This window comes from Bacillus sp. 123MFChir2, from assembly GCF_000383235.1.
Lineage (GTDB): Bacteria > Bacillota > Bacilli > Bacillales > Bacillaceae_G > Bacillus_A.
The window spans coordinates 49,560-71,839 of sequence record NZ_KB910940.1 but is presented as its reverse complement, the minus strand read 5'-3'; the positions used below and the strand labels follow the sequence as shown (position 1 = coordinate 71,839).

The following is a 22,280-nucleotide window of genomic DNA, read 5'->3' as shown; positions in this document are numbered from 1 at the left end:
CGCACCATGCGGTGCAAAATGTTATCCGGTATTAGCCCCGGTTTCCCGGAGTTATCCCAGTCTTATAGGCAGGTTACCCACGTGTTACTCACCCGTCCGCCGCTAACTTCTTAAGAGCAAGCTCTTAATCGGTTCGCTCGACTTGCATGTATTAGGCACGCCGCCAGCGTTCATCCTGAGCCAGGATCAAACTCTCCAATAAAGTGTTTGTCTAGCATCATAAAATAAAAATTGACGTTTCACGTTGTTTGTTTCGTTCAGTTTTCAAAGAACTTATCCGCCGCCTTATTGCGACTTCCTCATGTTAACATCTTTGTTTTTTGATGTCAACATTGTTTTTTACTTCTTTTTTGTCTGCTTTCTGCTTTCGTGCAGCAGCGACGTTTATTAATATAGCATGCTCATTATAGATGGTCAACACTTTTTGCAAAAAATCTCACATCCTGATTAAACACCTCAAAATACATAAAAAACTACCGATACTCTTAATCATCCAAAAATTCAGAAATTTATGCTATATTATTACTTATAGGAAGGTGAAAGGGATGAGCATAAAATACTCAAATAAAATCAATAAGATTAGAACTTTTGCATTAAGTTTAGTATTTATTGGACTGTTCATTGCATACTTAGGGGTCTTTTTTCGTGAAAACATTCTTGTTATGACAATTTTTATGATGGTTGGCTTTTTTGCTGTCATTGCTAGTACTGTTGTTTATTTTTGGATTGGTATGCTATCAACAAAAACAGTTCAAGTTATTTGTCCATCTTGCAACAAACCAACTAAAATACTTGGTCGAGTTGATGCTTGCATGCATTGTAACCAGCCACTCACACTTGATCAAAGTTTAGAGGGAAAAGAATTCGATGAAAAATACAATCGAAAGGGCTACAAAATGTAACAAAAGTCTATACTTACTTTCTATAAAAAAAAGGCTGACTTAAAGCGTCAGCCTCTTAATCACTTATATTACTTATTACAGTCTTGACAAACACCGTAAATTTCTAAACGGTGACTATTTATTACAAAGCCTGTTTCTTTCGCAGCTTCATTCTCAATTTCCTCTAGACCCGCATACGGAAAATCAACAATCTTACCACATTTTTCACAAATTACGTGATAATGCTGACTTGTAACGTAATCAAATCTGCTTGAGGAATCACCATAGGTAAGCTCTTTTACAAGCCCTACTTCCTTAAATACGCGCAAGTTATTATAAACTGTTGCAACACTCATATTTGGAAACTTACCTTCTAATGCTTTATAAATCTCGTCCGCTGTTGGATGCATCATAGATTCCACAAGGTACTCTAAAATAGCATGACGCTGTGGAGTAATGCGTACACCCGTATTTTTCAACATTTCCAGCGCTTCTTTTAATTCTTCTTTGACCACCGTCATGCCCCCGATTCTATACGGATTATTATTTTGTAATTCTTATAAAGAGTGTACTCCTTTTCCTTCCACCCGTCAACATTTCTACTATAACTATGCATTTTATTCTTAAGCTTATTCCAAATTTAACAAACAGCGAAACGCAGTTAATGTGATCCCTTCTTCAGATAAAACTTCATTTTATTTTTAGATGACCGCATTTCTTTTTATACATTTACATGAAAAAAAGTGCGAGAAAATCTCGCACATGAAAAACTATCACCTGAGGAGGTATGCCCTACACTGTTAGCATATGAAAACTCCCCCAAAAGTGTATAGTCTTATGCCATGTATGTGAATTTTTACTAATTATTTTATTCTGCGCAAAATAACACTTACTAATAATAAAGTAACATCCCTAAAGCACTTTTTTCTTATAAATTTTCTTTCACAAATTGTAACGCCTCTTCAACGTGGCCCTTAACTTTAACTTTTCTCCATTCCTTTACTAACTGTCCTTCTTTATCAACTATGAATGTTGCTCTTTCAATGCCCATGTACTCTTTTCCAAAGTTTTTCTTAAGCTTCCAAACACCGTACATTTCTGCAACTGTATGATTTTCATCAGCTAACAGCAAAAATGGCAAGTTATATTTTTCTATAAATTTTTCGTGTCGCTGTAAAGAGTCCGTACTTATCCCTAAAATTACACAATCTATCTCTCCAAAGGCTACATGGTGATCACGAAAATCACACGCCTCAGTCGTACATCCTGGTGTCATATCTTTTGGATAAAAATAAATGACAACGTGTTTCCCTCGAAAGTTAGATAATTTTACCTCTTCTCCATTGCTTGCTTCTAACGTGAAATCCGGTGCCATTTGCCCTACTGTACCCATATAGAATCACTCCTTCTATTTTGCTTCCACTATATCAAATATCCTATTATTTTTCATTTTCCATAACCGTCCGCACAACAAATGCAAATGGCATCGTATATCCAATCAGTGCTTCTATAATCGCAATCCAACGGCCAATTCCAATCGGCGTTACATCGCCATATCCAACTGATAACAATGTAATTGCACTAAAATATAAACATATTTCTACAAGAGCAAATGAGTGATTCATCACTAATTTTCCGTCTTCTTTCAATACCGAAAATCCACTTTCTTCTAAAACAACATAACTAAGCGCAAATGCAATGAGTACCGTTGTATAAATAAGAAATAACGAAATCAGATTATACAAAGAGAAAAAACGGTTTGATTCTCCTGCCGAACTCCATAGTAATTGTATACTCCGTAATACAGCAATCGCAGCAATTAATAAAATTATCACCCACAACATGTCCTCCACCTCACTTTATTTCTATGAGGACAAAAGGGGTTTTATCCCATATGAATAAGTGACTAATTCCCAGCACCGCGATATCGCTTTACTCCTAAATTCCAAATAAAAAAACCAATTGAAATACAAATAACCCCAACAATCGGTGTTACAAATGCATAGGAGTTCCATTCTGTTTTTCCTAAAAAGTAAGATGCCGGATATACACCAACAAAAGCAAACGGTAATATAAACGTTAAAACAAAACGAATGACGCGATTATAAATATTAACAGGATAACGTCCGTAGTTTCCGATGTTATACATAAGCGGCATAATCGAACTTCTTGCATCTGACCAAAAGCCAATACTTGCAAGCGTTACGAAAATCCCACCATACACGAGTGCACCGCCGAGTACCATCAATATAAATAGAAAGAAATCGTACCAGTGAAATGTTAATTGAAGCTGAAGTACAGCATATCCCATTACGCCAAAACCAGTTATTGCACCAATGAGAGACTCTAATTCCATTCGTTCTAAGATGACTTGGAATAAACTATGAATAGGACGTGTTAAAATGCGATCCATTTCCCCTTTTACGATATAACGATCATTAAAATCCCATATATTAAAGAATGAAGAGAAAATCGCAAACGGAACTAGGAAAAAACCATAAATAAAGATCACTTCTTCCCTGTTCCACCCTTTTAACGCTTGTGTATGTCCAAATACAACAAGAATAAAAATTAAGTTTACTGCCTGTAACAATAAATCAGATAGTAAACCAACAATAAAATCCCCGCGATATTCTAGCTTCGTTTTTATATATTGACTTGCATATTGTAAAAACAATTTAAAATATAACATTCTCTCATCATCCCCCTTGTACAATCAGCCGTTTTCTTGCTGTTTTCCACATCATAACAATTGGAATAATGAGCAGCACTGCCCATATGATTTGAAATAATAATGCCTTATAAATCTCCTCACCTTGCATTCCTTCCGAGAAAATCATACTCGGAATATAACTAATTGCTTGAAACGGCAGAAACGTCATTACTTTTTGCGCCCATAACGGATAGAAGCTAATCGGAAGTAATAAACCTGAAAACAAATCAATTACAACGCGTTTTGCATACATAATTCCATTATTATTAAATAAAAAGAACGTTAACATTCCTGTCATTAAGTTAATTTGTGTATTAATGATAAAACTAAATAATAATGATAGGAAGAAGTACAACCACGTTTGAACATTTGTTGTAATTTGCAGTGAGAATAACAATGTAACGATGACCATACCTGGAATAGAGAAGAAAGTAAATCGGAAAATTCCCTCTCCTAATCCTTGCATGACTTTCATACCTAAATAGTTATATGGACGAATTAACTCAACCGCAACCCGTCCTTCTTTAATTTCCATCGCAATCTCCCGGTCAATATTATTGAAATAAAATGCACGGGCCATCCAGGCAATTGCAATGTATGTTGTCATTTGTGTAACGGATAAACTTTCGATATTTTCTTTTCCGCTATAAATAGCTTGCCATAAAAAGTAATATGCTCCGATATTAATTGTATAAATGATAATACCGCTATAATAGTTTGTTCGATACGCGAGCATCATTAAAAAACGAACACGAATCATTTCAATATACTTACCCATGAATCATGCCCTCTTCATAAATATTACGAATGATTTCTTCTGTAGAAACTTCATTAATTTTCAAGTCTTTAATCCCAAAAGATTGGACAACTTTTGATATAAGCGTTGAAATTATGACTTCTTCATTTGGGATCTTGGCAATCCATGTATGTTGTTCTTTTCCATGTGACCAAACTACATCGTTATCAGGCATTAACATCGCAAGTTGCTGATAAGAAACTGAGGTTACAAATTGAAAATGAATTTCTTTTTCTGCTCCCCACTGCGCGCGAAGCTTGTCTAAAGATCCGTCATACATTATTTTTCCTTCATCTAACATAACAACACGATCACAAAGTGCTTCAATATCTGTAATGTCGTGCGTCGTTAGTAAAATTGTTGTTTTATATCGTTCATTCATTTCTTTTAAAAAGTCACGTATTTTTAATTTAACGAGAACATCAAGACCGATTGTTGGTTCATCTAAAAACAATAGCGGCGGATTATGAATTAAAGCTGCTGCTAATTCACAGCGCATCCGTTGGCCAAGCGATAATTTCCGGACAGGCTTGTCCAATAAAGGACCAATATCCAACGTTTCAATTACATGTTCCATATGTTCTTTATACTGTGCATCGGATACACCATATACTTTTTTTAACAAACGAAATGATTCTTGCACGGCAATATCCCACCAAAGCTGCGAACGTTGGCCAAATACAACACCTATTGTTTTCACAAATTCTTCCCTTTGTTTATGAGGATTCATGCCATTCACAGTAATTTGTCCAGCAGTCGGTGTCAAAATACCTGTTAGCATTTTAATAGTAGTGGATTTACCAGCACCATTTTCTCCAATATATCCAACCATCTCTCCTTGCTTTACAGTAAACGAAATATCATTTACTGCTGGGACAATTTTATAATTACGATTTAATAAATCCCGAAACGCTCCTTTTAATCCTGAGCGGCTTGAATACGATGTAAATTCTTTTCGTAAATCTTTTACCTCAATAACCGTCTCCATTCCTAATCTCCTTTCTGCCTTTCACTCTAGTAACTATATATTCAATTTTCATTTCCCAACACATAAATCGCCGCTTTTCATAATACAACCTGCCTCCCCACTCGCTTCCTCCCTTTGTCTTAAAACATGGCACGTGGCCAACCGCTACTACACACAGCCAGTCGCTCTCGCCCCCATAAAAGAAAGGGGTTTTATGTTTGGGTTTTATGTTTGGGTTTTAACTTCAGCTTCCATGTCGCACAACGAATAGTTTACCCAACAGCAGCAACTTGTACAAACAATACGTCTTTTCCAAAAACATGTTAAAATAATACATAGATTTTTGTAAGGAGATGAATTTTCATGAAGTTCAAAAAGTCAGAAGAATTACATAAAGAAGCTTTAGATCATATCGTTGGTGGTGTAAACAGTCCTTCTCGCTCTTTTAAAGCAGTTGGCGGCGGTTCACCAGTTGCAATGGAGCGCGGGAAGGGTGCTTACTTTTGGGACGTGGACGGCAACAAATATATCGATTATTTAGCAGCATACGGACCGATTATTACAGGTCATGCTCATCCGCATGTAACAGAAGCGATTAAAATCGCTGCCGAAAATGGTGTGTTATACGGAACACCGACAGCTTTAGAAGTAAAATTTGCTAAAATGCTAAAAGAAGCTATGCCAGCAATGGATAAAGTACGTTTTGTAAACTCAGGAACAGAAGCTGTTATGACAACAATCCGCGTTGCTCGCGCTTATACAGGACGCACAAAAATCATGAAATTTGCGGGTTGCTACCATGGACATTCTGATTTAGTGCTTGTAGCAGCAGGCTCTGGCCCTTCTACACTTGGTACTCCTGATTCTGCCGGTGTACCGCAAAGCATTGCACAAGAAGTCATTACAGTTCCTTTTAATAATGTAGATACATTAAAAGAAGCTTTAGATAAGTGGGGACATGAAATTGCTGCGATTCTTGTAGAGCCAATTGTTGGAAACTTCGGGATCGTTGAGCCAAAACCAGGCTTCCTTGAAAAAGTAAATGAGCTTGTTCATGCAGCAGGTGCATTAGTGATTTATGATGAAGTTATCACAGCATTCCGCTTTATGTATGGTGGTGCTCAAGATTTACTTAGCGTGACACCAGACTTAACTGCACTTGGTAAAATCATCGGCGGTGGTCTTCCAATCGGTGCTTACGGCGGAAAAAAAGAAATTATGGAGCAAGTTGCGCCGCTTGGACCTGCTTATCAAGCGGGTACAATGGCCGGAAACCCTGCTTCTATGGCAGCTGGTATCGCATGTTTAGAGGTACTTAAGCAAGAAGGCGTATATGAAAAACTAGATGAGCTTGGAGCAATGCTTGAAAAAGGTATTTTAGAACAAGCAGCAGCGCACAACATTGACATTACATTAAATCGCCTAAAAGGTGCTTTAACAGTATACTTTACAAAAGATAAAATCGAAGACTACGATGCTGCACAAAATACAGACGGTGAAATGTTCGGTAAGTTCTTCAAATTAATGCTTCATGAAGGAATTAACTTAGCACCATCTAAATATGAAGCATGGTTCTTAACTACAGAACATACAAAAGAAGACATTGCATACACGATTGAGGCTGTTGGCAGAGCGTTTGCTGCCTTAAAATAGACTTATAAAAAACCAAATTGAAAAATTGACATAAAAGCTCCTTTTTTAGGAAATGGCGAGAGCATCTGGCCTGGCATAGGAGCGGTCAGGGCCTTTCCTGCCACATGCCAGGCTTTAAACAAAAGGAGCCATGTCGTATTCTGCATAGCAGCGACTTATATGCTAAAAAATCAACTTGGATTTATATATAAAAAACAGAGTTAATCCTCTGTTTTTTATTTTTACTATTTCATAAATCAAACAACAATAGTATAATTATTCATAATTATCTGTCTTATATTAGACATAAAGAGTTATCCTACTACTTTTCGGCAGTATTTCACTTTATTATTTTTTATGTATTAGGTGGCATACATCTTTAATATTTTGATTATTCTAAATTCAAGGAGGATTCGCGAATGCCAGGTACGCCAAATAAATGGAAACCATCTTTATTTCGAAATTATGCAAATACAGAACATGACGCGTGTGGAATCGTTTCCGTAATGGAGAAACAAAACATGCCAACAAAAGAAAACATTAATCTTTGCATACAGTCTCTTGTAAAAATGAATCACCGCGCTGGATTTATTAATAACGAAGGCGATGGAATTGGAATTCATATCGATCTTCCGAAAGCACTTTGGAAAGAAAAATTAATGAAAAATGGTTATAATCCCACATTAGTGGATCATCCTCACTTTATCGTTGGGCATTTTTTTCTACAGCAAAAACAAGGTGCACATACCTTGCAAAATGATATTCGTTCCTTACTACAGAGAGAAAATGTAACGATTATATTTGAAACTAGCACTGTAACTAACTCTAATGCCCTTGGACCTCTTGGCAAACAAGAAGAACCGCTATTTTGGCAAATTGCCGTTATTCCAGAAAAGCATCATAACAACATCGATCAATTATTATTCTTGCTAACGATAGAAATCGAAAAAAATGAAGCAATTCATGTCGCGTCATTCAGTCCGGATTATGTTGTTTATAAGGTGCTCGGAGCTGGCGATACACTTATATCCTATTACGATGACCTGCATCATCCACTCATCGCATCTACAATGACCCTTGGACATAACCGTTATTCTACTAATACATTATCTAATTTTTTTCGCGTTCAACCGTTTAGCATTCTTGGACATAACGGAGAAATTAATACAATCGCTAAGCTGCGAGATCAAGCTGAAATGATTGATGTGCCACTTACAAACGGCGGCAGCGACTCGCAAGACTTAAACCGAACGCTAGAAACACTTCTCACCCATTACAACTATAGCCTATTCGAAGCAATGGATATATTATTTCCACCAATTATTAATGAGATTAAATTATATAAGCCGCATATGCAGGACTTATATACGTATATACGTGAAGTATGGGGACATTTTGCGCAGGGGCCCGCTGGAATTATTTCACGCCATAAAGATGAAGCTGTTTTTAGCGTAGACTCCCTTGGTTTACGCCCCGTTTGGAAAGTAGAAACGGAAAGCTCTTATATTTTTTCCTCTGAACCAGGTGTTATTTCTCCGGCTGAATATGTCGCAGAACCAAAATCACTTGCTCCAGGGGAAAAAATAGGACTAAGGCGAGACCTAGAAGGTAATCTCGTCTTATACGAATACGATGCCTATCAAAAAGAAGTATATGCACGTATGAAACAACGAATGGAATTTGTTGACTATCGTCATCATCTACAAGCTCCGGCAACCGATGAATTAGATCATCTTGTTTCAATTACAGAAGTAAAAACGGAGCAATACGCGGCTTTCGGCTGGGACCGCGAACATATTCAGCTTCTCGAGCAAATGGCTAAAAAAGGCGCTGAACCAATTCGCTCCCTCGGGCATGATGCCCCTCTTGCAGCACTCGATGTAGGAAGACGAAATATCGCTGATTTTATAAAGGAAAGCGTTGCTGTAGTAACAAACCCTGCAATTGATCGCGACCGAGAAGTAGAGCACTTTTCTACACGTACAATTGTAGGGAAAAGGCCAAATCTGCACGCATCAAACGACCAACCATTTATTGTAGAACTTCCAAGTCCAGTTGTCTTAGAAGGGCTATCTGGACAACAAGCTGCCGGGCAGCTAGACACAGTATCTTATGAACAACTCATCCGTATGTTCGCTCTGCACAGCACTGTCTATAAATTGCCTGGAACGTTTACAGAGGATGAAACTTTGGGTGCGGCGCTAAATCGACTTGGAGTGGAAGCTGCACTCGCAATAAAAAAAGGCTCATCACTTCTTATCATTGATGATGCAAGCGCTCATCAAAACGGCCAATTATGGATTGATCCACACTTACTTACAGCCAAAATTCATCAAGAACTCGTGAGGCATAAACTCCGCCGTGATTGTGCAATTGTCGTACGTTCCGGAGCACTTCGTTCCCTGCACGACATTGTGACTTTATATGGTTTAGGGGCGGATGTTATCAATCCATACCTTACATTTGCAACAGTAAACGACGGAACAGAAACGCCTCTTCTCAATTTATATAAGGCATTAAATAAAGGAATTGAAAAAGTAATTTCAACACTTGGAATTCATGAATTACGTGGTTATGGTCGCCTCTTCTCTTCCATCGGTCTACACGAAGAAATTGCACAGATATTGGATATTACAAATTTCCTTGGATCTAGTAGGTTGGCTTTTTCACTAAAAACACTAGCAGAAGATGCAAAAGCCCGGGAAATCGATTATACAAATGAAAAAGCAAACATACGAAAAACGTTTCATCTATTCCCGCGCATTTGGAAAGCAATTGGAGATATTGCCAAAGGAAATGTATACGATGACTACCGTGAAAAACTAAATGAATTAGAAGAAAAGACTCCAACGGCAATTCGTCACCTTATCAAAATAAAAGAAACAAATCATAAAACGCCAATTGAAAAAGTTTCAATTGCAATAAACAATCATAGTCTACCATTTATTATTAGCTCGATGTCATTTGGCTCACAAAATGAAATTGCCTTCCGTGCTTATGCCGAGGCTGCTGATCGATTAAATATGATCAGTTTAAACGGTGAAGGCGGCGAAATAAAAGATATGATTGGTAAATATCCACATACACGCGGGCAACAAATTGCATCAGGACGTTTCGGTGTTAACGCTGAACTCCTGAATTCATCTAATTTAATTGAAATTAAAATTGGGCAAGGAGCAAAGCCAGGAGAAGGCGGACATTTACCAGGTTCAAAAGTAACAGCAAAAATTGCAGAAGCGCGAAACGCAACAATTGGCTCGGATTTAATCTCACCTTCCAATAATCATGACATTTATTCAATTGAAGATTTAGCGCAAATTATTACTGAAATTAAAACTGCCAACCAACACGCAAAAGTAGCTGTTAAAGTTCCTGTTGTCCCTAATATCGGAACCATCGCAGTAGGCATCGCCAAAGCTGGTGCTGATTTTATTAATATTAGTGGTTTTGACGGCGGAACAGGTGCCGCGCGTATTCATGCCCTGCAGCACGTTGGTCTTCCTGTTGAAATTGGTGTGAAAGCTGCTCATAACGCCTTGTTAGAAGCAGGAATGAGAGAGCGTGTAGAAATTTGGGCCGATGGCGGCATCCGCAGTGCAGCAGATGCATTAAAAATTATGCTTCTTGGTGCAAACCGTATTGGTTTCGGAACACTGTCTATGATTGCGATTGGTTGTACAACATGCCGAGGCTGTCATTTAGATACTTGTCATGTCGGGATCGCAACGCAAATTGAATCCGAAGCACAAGCGAAAGAACATGGTCTGCGCCGCTTCGTACCGCGAAATTTCGAAAGTGCTGTAGAAGGATTGTTACATTTATTCACAGCTTTTGGAACAGAATTAAAACGATTAACAGCGCACCTTGGTTATAACAACTTACAGGAAATTGTCGGCCGTTCTGATCTATTAGAACAAACACACGGTCAGCATCTACTAAATTTACATTACTTATTACAAACATTAGAAGATGTAACATACAATGCCGTGCAAACAGCAGCACATCAAAAAGGTAGTAAAACTCATTATTCTATTACATCTAAAGAACTTATTAGCGTTGGCGTCGATCAGCGTGTGATGGGCGGCAAGGAATCTTGCTACCGCACTCGCAGTAAGCTATATGAAAATCGCGTATTAGAGCCGATCACATTAAAATACACAAACGGTTCTGTTCCTGGAAATGGGCTAGGTGCCTATAATAGCGAAAATCTTTTTATTCACGTCAACGGCGGTGCACAAGACGGCATTGGAAAAACAGCTTTTGGCGGTGGGATTTATATTACAAAAACAAAAGGAAAAGATGATAAATACTATAACGGTTCTGTTGGAAAAGGATTTGGATACGGCGCACAAAAAGGAGCATTATATGTACAAGGAAATGCTGACGCTAGAGCAGGAATTCGTCTATCAGGAGCTGATATGATTATTGGCGGAAGAATGACAAAACCACTCCCGAAAGAAGAGCATGGAAATATTGGTGTTCACTCCAATATAAAAGGATTTGCTTTTGAATATATGACAAACGGCCGCGCGCTCGTCCTCGGTGACCCTGGCCCGTGGATTTGCGCCGGAATGACAGGCGGAGTTGTCTACTTACGTCATCATCCTGATTTTGGCTTAACAGAACAATCATTAAGACGACGAATTGCAAAAGGAGCGAATGTTACACTTCGGCCGCTTAGCAAAATAGGAGAATCTGATGTAAAAGAATTATTATTAGATTACCTTCGTATATTAAAGGAGCATGAACAATACGAAGAGGCCCTGCTCCTCTCACCTTTGTTAACCAATCTAAATTCTCATTTCTACGAAGTAATTCCAACAAAAGAGCAAGCCGATCCATCTGTTTCAACAGAGTAAAATAAAGTGAAACCTCCATCAGTCGGTGAGGGATCTTACTGTCCGTTAATGGGGGACAAACGAATAACAGTTTTCTTATTGACGACTTTTCATTCTCATAGTACTCTATAACAAATTAAAAAAACCTGCTGAAATTCAGCAGGTTTTTTCATTAAAATACTACTTGCTAACATAAGTTAATGAATGTATAGTATCATATTGTACATTCATTCTGACAAGAAAGAAAGGATATAAAAAAGAGTATGAAACTTGGTGCTCGCGTTTTAAAAACGGGTATTGCCATCACACTAGCTTTATTTACATGTGTACTGCTTGGATTACCAAGCCCTGTATTTGCGGGAATCTCAGCAATTTTTGCTGTACAACCTTCTGTGTACCGCTCATATTTAACAGCTCTAGAACAAATTCAAGCAAATGTAATGGGAGCAATTTTTGCAATTGTCTTTGTATTTGCTTTTGGAAGTAATCCTCTTACTATTGGATTAACGTGCATATTAGTTATTGCACTTGCTTTAAAATTAAATCTAGAAAATACCATTTCTATTGCGCTCGTAACGGTTATTGCGATTATGGAATATCAAGGAGCAAATTTTTTTGATTTTGCCCTATTACGATTCGCAACAATTATGATCGGGATTATTGCGGCATCTCTCGTAAATTTAATATTTATGCCGCCAAAATACGAAACAAAACTCTATCATAAAATCGTGGATAGTACAGAAGAAATTGTAAAATGGATTCGAATGAGCAGTAGGCAAGCATCTGATTTCACAACATTGAAAACAGATATTGACCGTATGAAAGAAAGAATGATTCGTTTAAACCATTATTATTTGTTGTATAAAGAAGAAAGAAGTTATACAAAAAAAGTACAAGTTGCTAAAATTCGTAAACTAGTCCTATTTAGACAAATGTTAGCAACAACAAGTCGCGCTTTAAGTACATTAAAGGCGCTCCATCGAACAGAGAACGAGTTACGATATATGCCAGAAACATTTCAAGAATCGATTCAAGATGAGCTGGATTCATTAACTCATTATCATGAGCAAGTATTGCTCAAATTTATTGGGAAAGCAAAGAAACAACAATCTGTTGAAATTCTTGACGAAGTTTCTATTGGGAAACAACAACTAATTGATATATTTATGAACTATCAAAATAAAGATGATGAAGAGAGCTATCGAATATGGCTTCATCTGTTTCCTCTCGTTTCAGCTATTATTAATTATAGCGAAGAAGTAGAACATTTAGATCTACTTGTAGACAGTTTCTATACGTATCACAACCCAGAAAATGAACTACAAATTCACGAAAAACAAGAGGACGAATAAGAAAACGCCCCTTTCCTATTATGAAGGGGTCGTTTCTTTTATATTTTGAATTTGATATAAATTATAGTAATAACCGCGCTTTTGCATTAATTGCTCATGCGAACCCTTTTCTTTTATTTCACCGTCTTCTAAATAAATGATTGTATCTACGTGTGTAATTGTCGATAATCGATGCGCAATCATAATTGTAGTTCGATCAGCCGCTAACGTTTGCAACGCAAATTGAATATAACGTTCATTTTCTAAATCAAGCGCAGATGTAGCTTCGTCTAAAATAAGCAACGACGGATTTTTTAAAAATACACGCGCAATCGCGATGCGTTGCCTTTGACCACCAGACAATTTCACACCTCTTTCCCCGACCACCGTTTCATATCCGTCCGGTAAACTCATAATAAAATCATGAATATGTGCGGCTTTAGCTGCTTCGACTACCTCTTCATCTGCCGCTTCTGGTCTTCCATATAAAATATTGGCACCAATTGTATCGCTAAATAAAATATTATCTTGCAAGACAAGACCAATATGACTGCGTAAATTCCGCGCATTATAGTTTCTAACGTCAATCTCATCTACATAAATTGCTCCTTTAGAAACGTCATAAAAGCGCGGAATTAAACTGGCAAGCGAAGACTTTCCACCCCCGCTTAAACCAACAAGTGCTACTTTCTCACCTGGTGAAATAGATAAAGAAATATTTCGGAGTACATCTTGTTCCTTTTCATTATAGCGAAATGAAACATTTTCAAATATAATCTCACCTCGAAGCGACTTCTTTGTAATCGCATTGGGACAATCTACAATATCATACTCTTCATCTAGTAATTCAAAAACGCGGTCCATAGAGGCAAAAGCTTGTGTAAGTGTCGTCGAAGAGTTTACAAGGCGGCGCAGCGGACTATATAAACTATCCATATATCCAACAAAAGCTACCATTGTACCAAGCGTTAACGATCCATGAATGACTTCATAAGCAGCAAAAGCAATTACGATTAAAGGTCCAAGATCCGTTAATGTGTTTACAGTAGAAAATGTCCTTGCTGTCCAGCTCGTATGAGTTAATGCCTTTGTTAAAAATGCACCGTTTTTCTCTTGGAATTTCTCTTTTTCATACTCCTCTAAAGCAAAGCTTCGCGTGACTTGCATACCTTGAATACGTTCGTGTAAATAACCTTGCATCGTTGCCAACGCTTGCGAACGCTCGCGTGTTAATGTTCGAAGACGACTGAAAAAATACTTCACTGCAACTACATACACAGGTAGTACTAGTAAGGAAACAAGCGTTAATTTCACATTCATTGAAAACATAACTGTAATCGCAATAAAAATCGTTGCCATATCAAGCCACACATTCATTAATCCAGTAATAACGAAGTCTTTCGTCTGCTCAACATCGTTTATTACACGAGAAATTACTTCACCCGTCTTTGTATTAGAATAAAATCGTAAACTTAATTTTTGTAAGTGCGCGAAAATGTATTTCCTCAAATCATACAACACTGCATTTCCAATACGCTGCGCAAAGTATTGGCGATAATATTCAATCGGCGGACGCAATACCGCAAAAATAAACATAGCAATCCCGATAGCCACAAATAATTGAGATGTTTTCTGTTCTAGTGAACTTCCACCTTGAATAATATCATCAATAATATACTTTAATAGCCACGGCATAATAAGCGGAATCCCAAATTTAATAAGACCGATTACAATAGTAATCGTAATGAGCCACCGATACGGCGTTACGAATTGGAGATACCGTTTGATTCCTTTCATACATCTCCCCTCCCAGCATGTTAAAAGGATAAAACCTGCTGGACGCCCTAGCAGGTTTTTTCTTTAATCTCTATACATTAAATATCGTTCATACCACATATCAATAAAATCAGGAGCAAACGGACCCTTTCGCTGATGAATCCATTGCGTTAAATATTCAACATTTCGTTGTAAAATCGTGTCAATAACAGCCGGATAATTCATAAGCTCACGATGTTTTTCGTACTCATCTTCATCTAACAATGTATACGTCATATCGGGATACACTTTAATGTCTAAATCATAGTCAATATATTTTAATGCTTCATAATCATAGGCAAATGGTGAACTTAAATTACAATAATAGTACACACCTTCCTGCCTTAGCATGCCAATAACATTAAACCAATAATTCGAGTGAAAATAGCAAACAGCCGGTTCACGAGTAATCCACGTTCGTCCGTCAGCTTCCGTTACGACCGTTCGATCATTTGCTCCAATCACAAAACTTTGTGTTCCTTTTAAAACTGTTGTTTCTTCCCACATTCTATGAATGGAACCATTATGTTTATAACTATGTATTTGTATTTTTTCTCCTTCTCTGGGAAACCCCATACTTTCTCCCTTCTTTCGCCGTGAATGCTCTTCTAAAGTTGTTATTTGAAATGCCGTTCATTTTTTTACTCTTTTTCAAACATATTGAGCCGAATTCACTTTTCTTTTTATTATAACGTTTTTGTCGAAATTTTAAAACAAAAGAGCCGATTCATGAAATCGTCTCTTCACTTGAAAGCATCTTCTCATTTTCAAAAGAATGAATGACCGCAGCCGTTTGTTGCTCAAACTTTAATTGTAAACCCTTTAATACTTTTTCTGTTCTTTGAATTTCTTGACGAATGAAATGAAGTTCTTTCGCATCTTGCTCATTCATTTCAAGATGTTGATATTTTTCTAAATGAACTTGTAACTTTAATAATTCATCCATCGTCCGTAATTGCTCCTCAACCAATTCATCAAACAGTTTCATTATATCCCTCCTAAAAATCCTATTACATATTTTCGAATAAAACCGCTTTGTCTCCTTTGACTTTATTTGTTGACTTATTAGAAGTTATGTCGGCTTACACAAAGAAAAACACTCCCCTTACATTTAGAAGAGTGTTTTTCTTATTGGTTCGTACTAAAATTTCTTTGCTGCTGATTTTGCGTTTTGTTGTTTTACTGCTTGTACATTTGTTTCTGTTGCAAACTCTGTACCATAGCCAGCATTTGCACTTTGAGCGCTAGCACTAGAAGCTTGTGATTTCTTAGCTTCTGCTTGAGCGTTTTGTTGCTTTACTGCTTGTACATTTGTTTCTGTTGCAAATTCTGTGCCATAGCTAGCGCTTTGTTGTTTTGCGCTTTGAATGCTAGCACCAGAAGTTGTTTTACCTAAACTTTGTTGTTTGTTGTTCATCTTTCTCACCTCCACAACAAATAATGTAACCATCCTTACTTGAACCTATCCGTTAAAAACGTGAAAAGAAAAATATTTTTTTACGTATACAGATAAAAACGTTCATTCAAACTAATCATGATGGAGGTGTTACACGATGTATGTTGGACGTGATATGACAGAGTTATCAATGACTCCGAAAGGTCAATGGAATCAAGAAGAACTCGCTTATTTTCATCATTCTTTACAACAAATGATGCCCTACTTAAACGTAGAAGGACAAACCATTTATAAAGAAATTATAAAAGAAATTGAAGTACGTGGCGGCCTACAGCAGCAAGCTGATTGGATGCATAGTACAGAAATACCTCATGATTAAGAGCTCCAGCCACTACGGCTGGAGTCTTTTCACGCACTCTTCATAAATTGTTCGATGTGATTTTGAAATAGGTAATTGTTCAAATTCTTCAGTAGTAATTATTTTTAAATGACCCGTTTCAACAATTGGTTGCAACGCGGTACCATAAAATACAAAGATATCCCACGTTCTATGCGTAAATGTATGCTGAACATTCATCGCATAGTCATCAATAGCAACAGAAAGAGAAAAATTCTCTTTCATATAATCTGTTAATTGCTGTTTATGATTACGAATTCCTTCTCCAATCTCTACATTCGGAAATTCCCACATGTTAGCGAGTAAACCTGTGCTCGCTCGTTTATTCACTACGTATCTTCCATCTTCTGTACGCAATACTCCAGCCACTATTGGAACCATTTTCGGTGCCTTCGCTTTACTTTTCACTGGTAATTCCTTTTGCACACCTTCTGCAAATGCGCGGCAATGCTCCCGAACAGGACATAGCAAACACGCAGGATTTTTCGGAACACAAATCAGTGCCCCGAGTTCCATCAATCCTTGATTAAAATAAGATGGATTTTCTTTTGAGATAATTTGACGCACAACCTCTTCAAATACTTTACGTGTTTTTGGTTTGGCGATATCATCCCAAATTGACAAAATGCGCGATAAGACACGCATCACATTTCCATCGACAGCCGGCTCTGGAACTCCGTAAGCAATACTCAAAATCGCCCCTTTTGTATAGGGCCCTACGCCTTTTAACTTTTCAATTTTTTTTACATCATTCGGAACTTTTCCGCCGTACTGTTCCTTTACTTCTTTTACGGCAGCATGTAAGTTACGCGCTCTTGAATAATAACCAAGGCCTTCCCACGCTTTTAACACTTCTTCATCTTCTGCATCAGCTAACGCTTCTAATGTTGGGAACTTTTCCATAAAGTTTGCGTAATATGGTTTTACAGCTTCAACCCGCGTTTGCTGAAGCATAATTTCCGAAACCCAAACGCGATATGGGTCTTTATTCATGCGCCATGGCAAATCACGCTGCTCTGTTTCAAACCAACTGATTAAGTCATGCCCAAATTTTTCTATGTTAAATTCATCTAATATCTCAAGTTTCAAACTTGATCCCCCTCATTTTTGCATATACGTACTATTATAATGAATTTAGGAGAAAACTTAAGTATGATGACATAAGAAATAAAAGGCAAATGCCTTGTGATATAGAATAAAAAGAGTTACATTAATAAAAAACGGAGGTGGTTTTTATGGACACAGCCACTCATCTTGTAATGGGCGTTACATTAGGAAGCTTAGCCACGCTAGATCCAGCGCTCAGTCAAAGTAACTTCGGACCACAAGCTGTAATGTTTGCAACAATTGTCGGTTCAAATATCCCTGATATTGATACAGTTTTAAAATTAAGAAACAATGCAAAATATATTCGAAATCATCGTGGGATTACTCATTCGATCCCAGCTGTTATTCTTTGGGCATTTCTTGTGAGCGGGATTACTTTTGCAGTATTTCAAAGTCCTCCCTATCTCCACCTTCTTCTATGGGCATTTATCGCTGTGTTTCTTCATGTTTTCGTTGATATTTTCAACGCATACGGTACCCAAGCACTGCGGCCTTTCACTAAGAAATGGGTGGCACTAGGTGTTATTAATACATTTGATGCAGTGATTTTCTTCATTCATACATTAGCAATTGCCTGTATCCTTGTCGGTGCAAATAAAGGTTATGCCGGAGTAGCCGCTTATATCTTAATGGCCGTTTATTATATTGGTCGAATTATGATGCGCCAAAATGTAAAAAATGTCGTAAAAAAACGATTTCGTAGCGTTGAACAAGTCATTATTTCACCGTCATACCGCTTTTATCATTATCACTTAGCCATTGTGACAAAAGACCATTATTATGTTGCCCGTTGGCATCGCGGTAGTATTATGGTTCATGATAAATTCGAGCGCATTCCATTACCTGATAACGATGTCATTCGTGCCGCTCAAAAAGATGAAAACATTGCAGCATTCTTATCATTTTCTCCTGTCTATCGCTGGGATATTTTTGAATACAACGATTATTATGAGGTTCGATTTATCGATCTGCGCTATCGCAGCAAAGACTATTATCCATTTGTTGCAATTGTTCAGCTAGGTAAAGATTTTGAGATTATGAGTTCCTACACAGGGTGGATTTTCAGCGAAGAAAAACTGCGCAAAAAATTAGAATTAATCCCGCATTAAAAAAAACGACCAAAATTGGTCGTTTTTTTAATGTTTAACGTGATCGTCTTTGTTAATTAAATGACTATACTTTGGATTATTCGTTTGAATTTCATGCAAACGTGCCCCTTGGTTGTTAATCCACGCTCGTACAACTTTCTCTGTCATTTCAGTCCCTTGATACGTCCCTATTTTTGCATATGCCGCGCCAAAGTCCTCCCATAACAACTCAACCCAAGTACGCGCTTGAGAATAAGAAAGAGAAGGGTTTTTTTCAAGAAGTTCTTTCGTTAATTTTTCAAAAATATCGTTCATGTTATATCTCCTTTAATCAATTCATTCATTTTTTAACATATAAATCACGGCTATACCAAACACAACATAACCGCTACTTGCTTCCTCCCTTTGGTTTAACATGGCAAGTGGCAGAAAAAAGCACCGACCGCTTCTACGCACGGCCAGACGCTCTCTCCCACCCCTAGGTTTTTCAAAGGTTTTCAAAGGATTTTTAACCGTTTTTTATTTGTATTTCTCTAGAATATTTTCTCTCACATTGCACAATCTATAAGTGATACTTCTTGTATCAAATTGTAGCGAGGGGGAGTTCCTCTTGGGCAAACAATCTGAAGTTTGGTCTGAATCCAAAAACAACAGCAAAATCAACGGTCAACCGCGAGCAAAAGCTCGCTTTGCTTCGAAACGACCTAACGGCACTATTAATACGCATCCACAAGAACGAATGCGTGCCGCTAATCAAGAAGAAGCATAACAACTGTTTATCCCGCATTAACGGGCAGTAAGACCCCCACCTCAAAATTGAGAAAATCGAAGAAGATAGGTGGGGGATAACTGCCCGTAAAAGCCCGATTGGTTCAACTAACCATCAGTGGGGGATGAAAAAAACCCCACTGATGGAAGTTTCACTTTATCGATAACTTCTTATACGAGGTGATAAAATGAGCTATCGTAACCGTTTAGACCGTCATTCTGAATTATTCGCTCCAACATGGGCTCGTCCAAAACACGCGAAAGCACAAGTGAATGGACAAACGCAGCAAACGCAGTCTCTCATTATTTTGGCAAATGAAACGAAAAAACGCCAATTTTAAACGCCTATCTCCTTTAACAATTACAAAAAGTGAAAACTAGAGCAGCCAAGGCTCTCTAGTTTTCACTTCTTTTGCAATAACGAAATAGGAATACCCATTTCCTCTGTATCATTTTGTTTATGTCCCCAAGCAAATACGCCATTAAAATACGTAATCGTAAACGATGCACCTGGCTCTTCTATAAGCTCATATGTTTCGCCAATCTGAAAGTCATTGATATCTGTCATATAAGCACGTGCCATCGCAATTTTTCTCATCAAAACATCAAATTCATTTACAATGCCAAGTTGTTCTGCTTTTACTGCCTGTTCTTTTAAAACGCCTATTTCTTCCCTTAGCTCATGTGGTGTCATCTCACTATAGCGCTTTGGCATGTTTCTCATTTTTCCCTCATCCCTCTTCACGTTTCATTTGAATAAATACTTCTATTTCATCAATCGAAAAACCCTTCCGATATAACGCTTGCTTCATCTTACTTTCATACGTCCAACCATCATATTTCTTATATTTTTCATGATACTTATTACCGTGATATATAAGGGCTTCTTCTTGCTGTTTATCATCCTTTTCATCTTTTAGTTCTTCTAAACAAATTTGAATGATATCACGCCCATACCCTTTCCGCACTAACATCTCCTCTAGTTTTTGTTTCATTTGTAGAAAAGAATGTTTTTGATAAGACTTTTTCTTTTTTTCTATAAGTATAAGAGCATTTTCAATTTGCTTCTCCTCGGGATACTCCTGTAAACTATGGGTAATCATTACATCCGAAATCCCTTTACTGAACAGTTCACGCCTAATGACAATTGGGCCTTTTTGATTCACATTGCTATGCGTACGCACATAGGCAATTGCATACTCTTTATCATTAATATAACGATCACGTAATAGTTTTGAAATAACTTCAGAGATGATGGCTTGTCCAATTTCTTTTTTCCGTAATTGCTCTTCTACTTCTTGCTTCGTTCTCATTTGATGCGATAAATAAGTAATTGCATATAAATATGCTTTTTGTACTTCTTCATCATATAAAACGTTTGCTAATTCAACATCATCAAATTCCAACCCTTTTTGAAGCCCATGTTTTATTAAGGTCACTTGATCAACACTAAAGCCATATTCTTCCCCATGACCTTTATCAATGTAAATATTAAATCTTTCTTTCGTTCGTTTTTGTACTTCTATTTTTGTAATGACAGCCATACATTTCACCTCAATATCATTTTAACATATATGAAACAAATTTGAGTTTCTTGAATATACATAATAAGGAGGGATTTCTCTTGGAAATTGCTATTACTGGAGGAACTGGTTTTATTGGAAAAGCACTCACTTTATATTTAGCAAGCAACGGACATACCGTGTACATCCTGACACGTCAAGTAAGAGAAAATCATTCCCCTGCAAATATACGGTATATACATTGGGATGCTAGCGCTTCAGAATTTCCGCTTTCTTCCGTTGATATCGTTATTAATCTTGCCGGAGAATCCATTAATAATGGTCGCTGGACGAAACAACAGAAAGAAAAAATTATAAATAGTCGTTTACACACAACAAAAAGCTTAATTAAACAACTACAAACGTTACCCCAATCCCCAAGCGCGTTTATAAATGCAAGTGCGATTGGCTATTACGGTACATCAAAGACAGACACATTTGCAGAAGATCATGCTAAGAAAGGGAATGATTTTTTAGCCACTACCGTGCAATTATGGGAAGAAGAAGCGAGTAAAGCAGACGATCTTGGTATTCGTACGGTTTATACGCGCTTTGGTATTGTTCTTGGGAAAGATGGAGGAGCACTACCGAAAATGTTACTTCCCTATCAATTCTTTATTGGAGGAACAATCGGTTCAGGAAACCAATTGCTTTCTTGGGTTCACCTTGAAGATGTTGTTCGAATGATCGATTTTGCGATTCATACAAAAGAAATAAGCGGTGCATTCAATATTACAGCTCCTCATCCTGTAACAATGATGGAATTTGGAAGCACAATCGCGAAAGTGCTGCATCGCCCACATTGGTTACCAGTACCTGAGTTTGCACTTAAAACCCTTCTCGGTGAAAAGAGTATCCTTGTTTTAGAAGGACAAAAAGTTTTACCTCAAAAGGCAATACAACATGGATATACACATTCTTATGCTACTTTAGAACATGCGCTTCAAAATATTGTATTACATTCATAATTTCTAAATTCCGCTAGAAAA

General features: G+C 37.4%; 23 protein-coding genes and 1 rRNA gene. 9 read left to right on the top strand and 15 right to left on the bottom strand.

Translation table 11 applies throughout. The annotated features are described in order from the left end of the window. Positions 1-202, bottom strand: a 16S ribosomal RNA gene (locus tag H280_RS0111195); the annotation flags it as partial. A gap of 343 nt (positions 203-545) precedes the next feature. Between H280_RS0111195 and H280_RS0111185 the strand changes: the two genes are divergently transcribed. Then, positions 546-902, top strand: a complete 357-nt coding sequence (locus tag H280_RS0111185) for a YgzB family protein (RefSeq protein WP_020061216.1) — start codon at positions 546-548, stop codon at positions 900-902. Between the two features lie 68 nt (positions 903-970). On the opposite strand, the gene perR is transcribed toward H280_RS0111185, so the two are convergent. From perR to H280_RS0111155, 6 genes are all read right to left on the bottom strand, one after another. Next, positions 971-1,396 carry a peroxide-responsive transcriptional repressor PerR gene (gene perR / locus H280_RS0111180; RefSeq protein ID WP_020061215.1) on the bottom strand — a complete coding sequence of 142 codons (426 nt, stop codon included), beginning with the start codon at positions 1,394-1,396 and terminating at the stop codon, positions 971-973. 413 nt (positions 1,397-1,809) lie between these two features. After that, positions 1,810-2,274: a thioredoxin-dependent thiol peroxidase gene (bcp, locus tag H280_RS0111175; RefSeq protein WP_020061214.1), complete on the bottom strand. Its 465-nt coding sequence runs from the start codon at positions 2,272-2,274 to the stop codon at positions 1,810-1,812. Between the two features lie 46 nt (positions 2,275-2,320). Further along, positions 2,321-2,725, bottom strand: coding sequence for a potassium channel family protein (locus H280_RS0111170; protein ID WP_020061213.1), 405 nt, complete (start codon positions 2,723-2,725; stop codon positions 2,321-2,323). Between the two features lie 62 nt (positions 2,726-2,787). Then, positions 2,788-3,573 (bottom strand): ABC transporter permease, encoded by a 786-nt coding sequence (locus H280_RS0111165; RefSeq protein WP_020061212.1) that lies wholly within the window; start codon positions 3,571-3,573, stop codon positions 2,788-2,790. Between the two features lie 7 nt (positions 3,574-3,580). Next, positions 3,581-4,372, bottom strand: a complete 792-nt coding sequence (locus H280_RS0111160) for an ABC transporter permease (protein WP_020061211.1) — start codon at positions 4,370-4,372, stop codon at positions 3,581-3,583. Then, complete coding sequence (locus H280_RS0111155) at positions 4,365-5,378, bottom strand: ABC transporter ATP-binding protein (protein WP_020061210.1); 1,014 nt, start codon at positions 5,376-5,378, stop codon at positions 4,365-4,367. The genes H280_RS0111160 and H280_RS0111155 overlap by 8 nt, the downstream gene beginning before the upstream one ends. A gap of 342 nt (positions 5,379-5,720) precedes the next feature. On the opposite strand from H280_RS0111155, the gene H280_RS0111150 reads away from it, so the two are divergent. The 3 genes from H280_RS0111150 (at position 5,721) to H280_RS0111140 (ending at position 13,179) form a co-directional block, all read left to right on the top strand. Next, positions 5,721-7,010 (top strand): glutamate-1-semialdehyde 2,1-aminomutase, encoded by a 1,290-nt coding sequence (locus tag H280_RS0111150; protein WP_020061209.1) that lies wholly within the window; start codon positions 5,721-5,723, stop codon positions 7,008-7,010. A gap of 398 nt (positions 7,011-7,408) precedes the next feature. Then, positions 7,409-11,848 carry a glutamate synthase-related protein gene (locus H280_RS0111145; protein ID WP_020061208.1) on the top strand — a complete coding sequence of 1,480 codons (4,440 nt, stop codon included), beginning with the start codon at positions 7,409-7,411 and terminating at the stop codon, positions 11,846-11,848. Between the two features lie 242 nt (positions 11,849-12,090). After that, positions 12,091-13,179: an FUSC family protein gene (locus tag H280_RS0111140; protein ID WP_020061207.1), complete on the top strand. Its 1,089-nt coding sequence runs from the start codon at positions 12,091-12,093 to the stop codon at positions 13,177-13,179. Between the two features lie 18 nt (positions 13,180-13,197). Here the strand turns inward: H280_RS0111140 and H280_RS0111135 are convergent, their stop codons facing one another. The 4 genes from H280_RS0111135 to H280_RS0111120 all read right to left on the bottom strand — a co-directional run bounded on the left by H280_RS0111135 (position 13,198) and on the right by H280_RS0111120 (position 16,405). Next, positions 13,198-14,955 (bottom strand): ABC transporter ATP-binding protein, encoded by a 1,758-nt coding sequence (locus tag H280_RS0111135; protein WP_020061206.1) that lies wholly within the window; start codon positions 14,953-14,955, stop codon positions 13,198-13,200. Between the two features lie 63 nt (positions 14,956-15,018). Next, the gene (gene ntdP / locus H280_RS0111130) at positions 15,019-15,549 is read right to left on the bottom strand and encodes a nucleoside tri-diphosphate phosphatase (RefSeq protein WP_020061205.1); all 531 of its coding nucleotides are present in this window, start codon (positions 15,547-15,549) and stop codon (positions 15,019-15,021) included. A gap of 151 nt (positions 15,550-15,700) precedes the next feature. Next, positions 15,701-15,961 (bottom strand): YgaB family protein, encoded by a 261-nt coding sequence (locus H280_RS0111125; protein ID WP_020061204.1) that lies wholly within the window; start codon positions 15,959-15,961, stop codon positions 15,701-15,703. 153 nt (positions 15,962-16,114) lie between these two features. Then, on the bottom strand, positions 16,115-16,405 hold the full coding sequence (locus H280_RS0111120) for a gamma-type small acid-soluble spore protein (protein WP_196810715.1): 291 nt from the start codon (positions 16,403-16,405) through the stop codon (positions 16,115-16,117). A gap of 121 nt (positions 16,406-16,526) precedes the next feature. On the opposite strand from H280_RS0111120, the gene H280_RS0111115 reads away from it, so the two are divergent. Continuing rightward, entirely contained in the window at positions 16,527-16,748 is a 222-nt protein-coding gene (locus tag H280_RS0111115; RefSeq protein ID WP_020061202.1) for a hypothetical protein, read from the top strand. A gap of 12 nt (positions 16,749-16,760) precedes the next feature. On the opposite strand, the gene mutY is transcribed toward H280_RS0111115, so the two are convergent. Beyond that, entirely contained in the window at positions 16,761-17,855 is a 1,095-nt protein-coding gene (gene mutY / locus H280_RS0111110) for an A/G-specific adenine glycosylase (protein WP_020061201.1), read from the bottom strand. 146 nt (positions 17,856-18,001) lie between these two features. On the opposite strand from mutY, the gene H280_RS0111105 reads away from it, so the two are divergent. Further along, positions 18,002-18,982, top strand: coding sequence for a metal-dependent hydrolase (locus H280_RS0111105; protein ID WP_020061200.1), 981 nt, complete (start codon positions 18,002-18,004; stop codon positions 18,980-18,982). 27 nt (positions 18,983-19,009) lie between these two features. On the opposite strand, the gene H280_RS0111100 is transcribed toward H280_RS0111105, so the two are convergent. Continuing rightward, entirely contained in the window at positions 19,010-19,276 is a 267-nt protein-coding gene (locus tag H280_RS0111100) for a YfhJ family protein (protein WP_020061199.1), read from the bottom strand. 295 nt (positions 19,277-19,571) lie between these two features. Between H280_RS0111100 and H280_RS0111095 the strand changes: the two genes are divergently transcribed. Together H280_RS0111095 and H280_RS25030 are read left to right on the top strand one after the other, a co-directional pair. After that, positions 19,572-19,730: a small, acid-soluble spore protein K gene (locus tag H280_RS0111095; RefSeq protein ID WP_020061198.1), complete on the top strand. Its 159-nt coding sequence runs from the start codon at positions 19,572-19,574 to the stop codon at positions 19,728-19,730. Positions 19,731-19,917: 187 nt separating this feature from the next. Beyond that, positions 19,918-20,070 (top strand): YpzG family protein, encoded by a 153-nt coding sequence (locus tag H280_RS25030; RefSeq protein ID WP_020061197.1) that lies wholly within the window; start codon positions 19,918-19,920, stop codon positions 20,068-20,070. Positions 20,071-20,132: 62 nt separating this feature from the next. Here the strand turns inward: H280_RS25030 and H280_RS0111085 are convergent, their stop codons facing one another. Next, entirely contained in the window at positions 20,133-20,453 is a 321-nt protein-coding gene (locus tag H280_RS0111085) for a YfhH family protein (RefSeq protein ID WP_020061196.1), read from the bottom strand. Between the two features lie 7 nt (positions 20,454-20,460). After that, entirely contained in the window at positions 20,461-21,273 is an 813-nt protein-coding gene (recX, locus tag H280_RS0111080) for a recombination regulator RecX (RefSeq protein WP_020061195.1), read from the bottom strand. Positions 21,274-21,353: 80 nt separating this feature from the next. Between recX and H280_RS0111075 the strand changes: the two genes are divergently transcribed. Beyond that, positions 21,354-22,259 carry a TIGR01777 family oxidoreductase gene (locus tag H280_RS0111075; RefSeq protein ID WP_020061194.1) on the top strand — a complete coding sequence of 302 codons (906 nt, stop codon included), beginning with the start codon at positions 21,354-21,356 and terminating at the stop codon, positions 22,257-22,259. Positions 22,260-22,280: the final 21 nt, after the last annotated feature.